The organism is Mycobacterium sp. (assembly GCF_035623875.1).
Taxonomy (GTDB): domain Bacteria; phylum Actinomycetota; class Actinomycetes; order Mycobacteriales; family Mycobacteriaceae; genus Mycobacterium.
In genome coordinates, this window is sequence record NZ_DASPSP010000051.1 from 1 (window position 1) to 5100 (window position 5100).

Annotated in this window: 6 protein-coding genes; all 6 read right to left on the reverse strand. The window is 66.9% G+C overall.

The annotated features are described in order from the left end of the window. A partial coding sequence (locus tag VEI45_RS04355) for an exopolyphosphatase (RefSeq protein ID WP_324850473.1) occupies positions 1–639 on the reverse strand: 639 nt, incomplete at its 3' end. After that, positions 630–1121 (reverse strand): DUF501 domain-containing protein, encoded by a 492-nt coding sequence (locus tag VEI45_RS04360; protein WP_324850475.1) that lies wholly within the window; start codon positions 1119–1121, stop codon positions 630–632. The genes VEI45_RS04360 and VEI45_RS04355, both read right to left, overlap by 10 nt. Further along, positions 1114–1761: a septum formation initiator family protein gene (locus VEI45_RS04365; protein ID WP_324850477.1), complete on the reverse strand. Its 648-nt coding sequence runs from the start codon at positions 1759–1761 to the stop codon at positions 1114–1116. Before VEI45_RS04365 ends, VEI45_RS04360 begins: the two co-directional genes overlap by 8 nt. A gap of 11 nt (positions 1762–1772) precedes the next feature. Further along, on the reverse strand, positions 1773–3062 hold the full coding sequence (gene eno, locus VEI45_RS04370) for a phosphopyruvate hydratase (protein ID WP_324850479.1): 1290 nt from the start codon (positions 3060–3062) through the stop codon (positions 1773–1775). A 58-nt stretch (positions 3063–3120) separates the two neighbouring features. Continuing rightward, positions 3121–3852: a lytic transglycosylase domain-containing protein gene (locus tag VEI45_RS04375; protein ID WP_324850480.1), complete on the reverse strand. Its 732-nt coding sequence runs from the start codon at positions 3850–3852 to the stop codon at positions 3121–3123. Positions 3853–4008: 156 nt separating this feature from the next. Continuing rightward, positions 4009–5100, reverse strand: a 1092-nt coding sequence (locus VEI45_RS04380) for a nucleoside triphosphate pyrophosphohydrolase (protein ID WP_324850483.1), incomplete at its 5' end; no start/stop codon positions are given.

Below are 5100 nucleotides of genomic sequence, written 5' to 3' on the forward strand. Positions count from 1 at the left end.
ACCCACCCAGGTGCGGGCCCGTTCCACCGGAACGACCCATAGCGCCTCGTCGAGCCGTTCGCGAACTAATTCGCGGGCAGCCGCCACCTCGGCAGCTGTTGGCGGATCGGAATGCAGACAGCGTTCGGTCAGCCGCACGCAACCGATGTCGGCCGAGAAGCTCGCCACGACCGAGTCCGTCCCGAGCACGATCTCGGTCGACCCGCCGCCCAAGTCGACGATGACGAAAGGGGCTGAAGCCGAGTCCAATTCGTTCACCGCGCCGCGAAACGACAGTTCGGCCTCTTCGGCGCCGGTGATCACCTCGGCGATCGAACCCTCGACCACGACGCCGAGCACATTGGCCGTCATCGCGAAGAAGACGTCCCGGTTGCCGGCGTCCCGGGTGGCCGAGGTGGCGACCATGCGTAACCGGTCGACGCGATTCGCCCCGCACAGGGCGGCGTAGTCGGCCAGCGCGGCGCGGGTTCGCGCCAACGCATCCGGTGCGAATCGACCGGTGGCGTCGACGCCCTGACCCAGCCGCACGATGCGTATCTCGCGGTGCACGTCGCGCAGCTGCCCGTCGTGCGCATCGGCGATTAGTAGCCGGATTGAGTTGGTACCGCAGTCAATTGCGCCGACGCGCGTCACGTCCACTCCCCCGGGTCAAGAATCCCGACCATCGACGGCTCGGCCGCCAGCACCGCCAGCGCCTCGTCGCCAAGCGGGTTGGTTCCCCGGCCCTTGGCCAGCGAGTGCGCGATCAGCACATGCAGGCATTTGACCCGGTCGGGCATGCCACCGGCGGAAAACGTCGTCCCCAGCGGCTCGATGGCATCCCGCTCGGCCAGGTATGACTCGTGCGCCCGCCGATAGCCGGCGGCCAACTCGGGGTCGCAGCGCAGCCGCTGCGTCATCTCCCGCATCATCCCGGTTGTCTCCAGTCTGCTCGCCGCAGCGGTCAGCACTGGGTGTGTCAGGTAGTACAACGTCGGAAATGGTGTGCCGTCAGGCAATTTGGGCGCGGTCTTCACCACGCCGGGTTCACCGTTGGGACACCGGTAGGCGACCTGAAGCACTCCACGCGGCTCACGGCCGAGCTGGCGCGCCACCGCGTCGAGGTCGTCACGATCAACCACCGGGCGGCAGCGGACTCTGCGGGGCGGGTGGCTGCGCGGGTGCTTGCGGGGCGGGCGTAGCCGGGCCGTGCGGGGTATCCGCGATAGTGTGCCACAGCGACGTGTACCACGGGTCGTTGGTGGCCGCGGGGGCCGCTGGTGTTCCCAGCTCTCCGGGCACGGCCGCCGACGGGGGAAGTTGGACCTGATACGGGATGTCGCCCGGCTTCACGAAGCCCAGACGCTCTCGGGCTTGCGCCGCAATGTAAGCCGGGTCAGCGAGCTTGACCTTCTGTTGCTGGAGATCGGAGATCTGTTGCCGCAGGGCGGCTTCGGAGGCGGCCAGCTGTTTCATCTCGGTGCGCTGCGCGAAATAGGTGCGGACCGGGCCGGCGATGGTGAGCGTCAGTACGCAGACAACGGCCGCCAGGATCGCAGCGCGCCGCGCGGTCAAGCCAAGTCGTTGCTCGGACCGTTGCTCGGCGGCTTCGACGATCGCGCGTTTGATCGGTTCGACGGCCTCCGGCAGGGCACGGGATGCGTTCGGGCCGCGACGGGCTGCCGGCGACTTGCGCGGCCGGCCGTGTTCCGAATCGCCGGTCCGACCCGGGCGCGAGGCCGGTGAGCGCCGCTTCGGGTCTGGCCGCTTCGATTCGGGCATGGTTCTCGCCGCTATTTGGCTTCCGGCGCATATCGGGGGAAGGCCAGATCGCCGGCGTAGCGGGCGGCGTCGCCGAGCGCTTCTTCGATCCGCAGCAGCTGGTTGTATTTCGCGACGCGTTCGCTGCGCGCCGGCGCGCCGGTCTTGATCTGCCCGCAACCCGCCGCTACAGCCAGATCGGCGATCGTGGTGTCCTCGGTTTCGCCACTGCGGTGGCTCATCATCGTCCGGTATCCGCTGTGGTGCGCCAGCGCGACCGCATCCAGCGTCTCGGTCAACGTACCGATCTGGTTGACCTTGACCAGCAACGCATTTGCAACGCCCCGCTCGATACCTTCTTCCAGCCGTTCGGGATTGGTGACAAAGATGTCGTCACCGACGATCTGCACCCGGTCCCCGATGGACGTCGTCAGGGCCACCCAACCGCCCCAATCATCTTCGGCCAGTGGATCTTCCAGAGAGACCAGCGGATAGGAATCGAGCAGCTCGGCGTAGAACTGCGTCATCTGTTCGGCGCTGCACGTCTTTTTCTCGAAGGCGTAGCCAGTGCCTTCGGTGTAAAACTCGGTAGCTGCGGCATCCAGCGCCAACGCCACGTCGGCGCCGAGTTTGAAACCCGCCGACTCGATGGCCTTGCTGATCACGTCGAGCGCAGCCCGGGTGCCGGGCACGTCGGGGGCGAAACCGCCCTCGTCACCGAGGCCGGTCGACAGCCCCTCCTTTTTCAGGGCCGCCTTGAGCGCGTGGTAGACCTCCGCGCCCCAGCGCAGCGCCTCGGAGAAGCTCGGCGCCCCGGTTGGGGCCACCATGAACTCCTGGACGTCCACGGCGGTGTCGGCGTGCACGCCACCGTTGAGGATGTTCATCATCGGCACCGGCAGGATGTGCGCGTTAGGGCCGCCGAGATAGCGGAACAGCGGCAACTCGGCGGAATCAGCGGCCGCCTTGCTGACGGCCAGCGATACCCCGAGGATGGCGTTGGCGCCCAACCGGGACTTGTCCGGGGTGCCGTCGAGGTCCAGCAGCGCCTGATCGACCAGCCGCTGATCGTCGGCGTTGAGTCCGATCACGGCCGGAGCGATTTCGTCCAGCACGGCCTGGACCGCCTTCTTCACGCCCTTCCCGCCGTAGCGGTCGCCGCCGTCACGCAGCTCGACGGCCTCATGCTCCCCGGTCGACGCACCGGAGGGCACCGCAGCCCGCGCGAATGTCCCGTCAATCAGGGCCACCTCGACCTCGACCGTCGGATTGCCGCGCGAATCGAGGATCTCGCGGGCTCCGACCTGCTCGATAATCGGCACTGGGTTCTCCTTGCGTCGTCAGGGCTCCGTAGCTGCCATCAGTAGCCTAAAGCCTGGGTCACAGCGGATGGCCCGCCGCATAGGCGGTAGCCCAGTCGCGCACGGCGCGGGCGTACATGTCGGAGTTGTTGTACGCCCACAGCGCGGTTATCCATCCTCGCGGTGTGGCGAGATCCTTCCCGCGCCAACACAAATAACCCGCAGCCGACAACGCGGCATCGTCGATGTTGTCCACGCTGACCACGCCGTCGTTGTTGGCGTCCACCCCGTATTCCCGCCATGTCTCGGGGATGAACTGCATCGGCCCCATGGCCCGCACGGCGTTGGAGCCGTTGCCCATGCCGCCCGCCTTGCTGTCGACGATGCGCAATGTGCCGTTGGTCCCGTCGAGTACCACACCCCTGATCGGGGGACGCACATCTCCGTTCGGATACAGCGTCGCGTGGTGGTAGGTGCCGTGATGGCTCTCGATCTGGCCGATACCGGCCAGCGTGGTCCACGCGATGTGGCAGCTCGGGTTTTCCACCTCGGCGACCCGCGCGGCGTACGCGTAGGCCTCCAGCGCGGTGACGGGGATTTTCAGCGTCGGAGCAAGTGCAGCCGCCCACCCGCGCAGCTGGTCGGCGGGCCGGCCTTCGGCGTGCGTGTCGACCTGCGGCACCGGAGCGCCGGCGGGCGGCGGTACACCCTTCGGAATGTAGCGGCCGAGCTGCCAGGAACAACTCGATGCCAAGAGCAGCGCCGTCGCACCCACGACGGCGAACGCCCGCAGCCAACGGACCGGCGACACAACACTCCCCTACACGCGATTACCCGACCATGGTCCCACGGGAATCAACTACCTCACCGGACCACGCCGCCGCCTGGCCGGGCATACCCCGGTTGTCCAGCCACGATGACATGCGTCACACCATATTCGGGGCGTATCGCTGATCGGCTCGCCAGACTACTGAGGTTCGCCAGTCTGATCGTTCTCCTCGTCGCCCGCCGAATCGTCAGAGGCCTCGGCCGTCGCCTCTTCGGGAGCCGCGTCGTCCTCAGGCTCGACTTTGGCTTCTGCAGCGCGTTCCGGCTCGTCCGCCCCGTCACCGCTGTCGTCGGCGGCGTCCTCGTCGATCTCGTCCACCGGCGCCTCGAGCTCGCCTATGGCAGGCAGCCAGTGAACGCGCCACTCCTCCTCGGTGATCAAGCCGACCGGAGCGACATCCAGCTCTGCGGGCACGTCCTCTCCGCGGCGGTCCGCTGCGATAGACTTCTCGGCGCCCCTGATATTATCCATAAATTCTAAAACCGCTGTGCGTAAGGCATTTTCGGCATCGATATCGGCTGTAACCATGATGGACGTGATTTCTGCCGGGATAAGGTCGGCGGGCAGCCCGGCATTTATGACCCGCTGAACAACCTTGTGCGCCAACGCCAACGCTGGCTGCGCGGTCGGCACGTCATCCATCACCGAGTTCCTCGGTTTCTCTAGAGCTTTCCGCTCCTCCCACTGGGCCAGCTGCTCATCGAGCGAAATCGGCTCTCCGGCAAGAACATCCGGAACGCGGTTGCCGAGTTTGCGAAGCAGCGTATCGGCGACATCGTCGATGGTGAACGGATGTTGCGGCGCGTCCTCGGCGATGCGCGCGTGAAAAAGCACCTGCAGCAACACGTCGCCAAGCTCTTCTCGCAATGCATCAGCGTCGCCGCTGCGGACCGCGTCGAAGACCTCGTAGGTCTCTTCCAACAGGAAGCGGCGCAACGAGTCGTGAGTCTGCTCACTTTCCCACGGTCCGGCGGTCCGAAGTTTGTCCATCATCGCGACGGCGTCCACCAGCCGCTCCCCGGGCTGGTGGTCCGGCGCGGAAATCAGCCGCTCTCCGGCGGCCAACCGCGCGGTGACCGACGGGTGGTCGGGATCCGACGACAACAGCACCGGCGCGTCCTCTCCGGTGTGCGCCGGGCGCGCGGCGGGCAGCGTCCAGGGCACCGCGACCGGCATTTCCTCGGTGTACTGCACCTCACCGGTGAGCAACTCGATGGCTTCGACCGGAAC

Bases quoted from the DNA above. Each gene is read 5' to 3' on its own strand.
- VEI45_RS04365 (WP_324850477.1), bottom strand. From the start codon at position 1,761: ATGCCCGAATCGAAGCGGCCAGACCCGAAGCGGCGCTCACCGGCCTCG.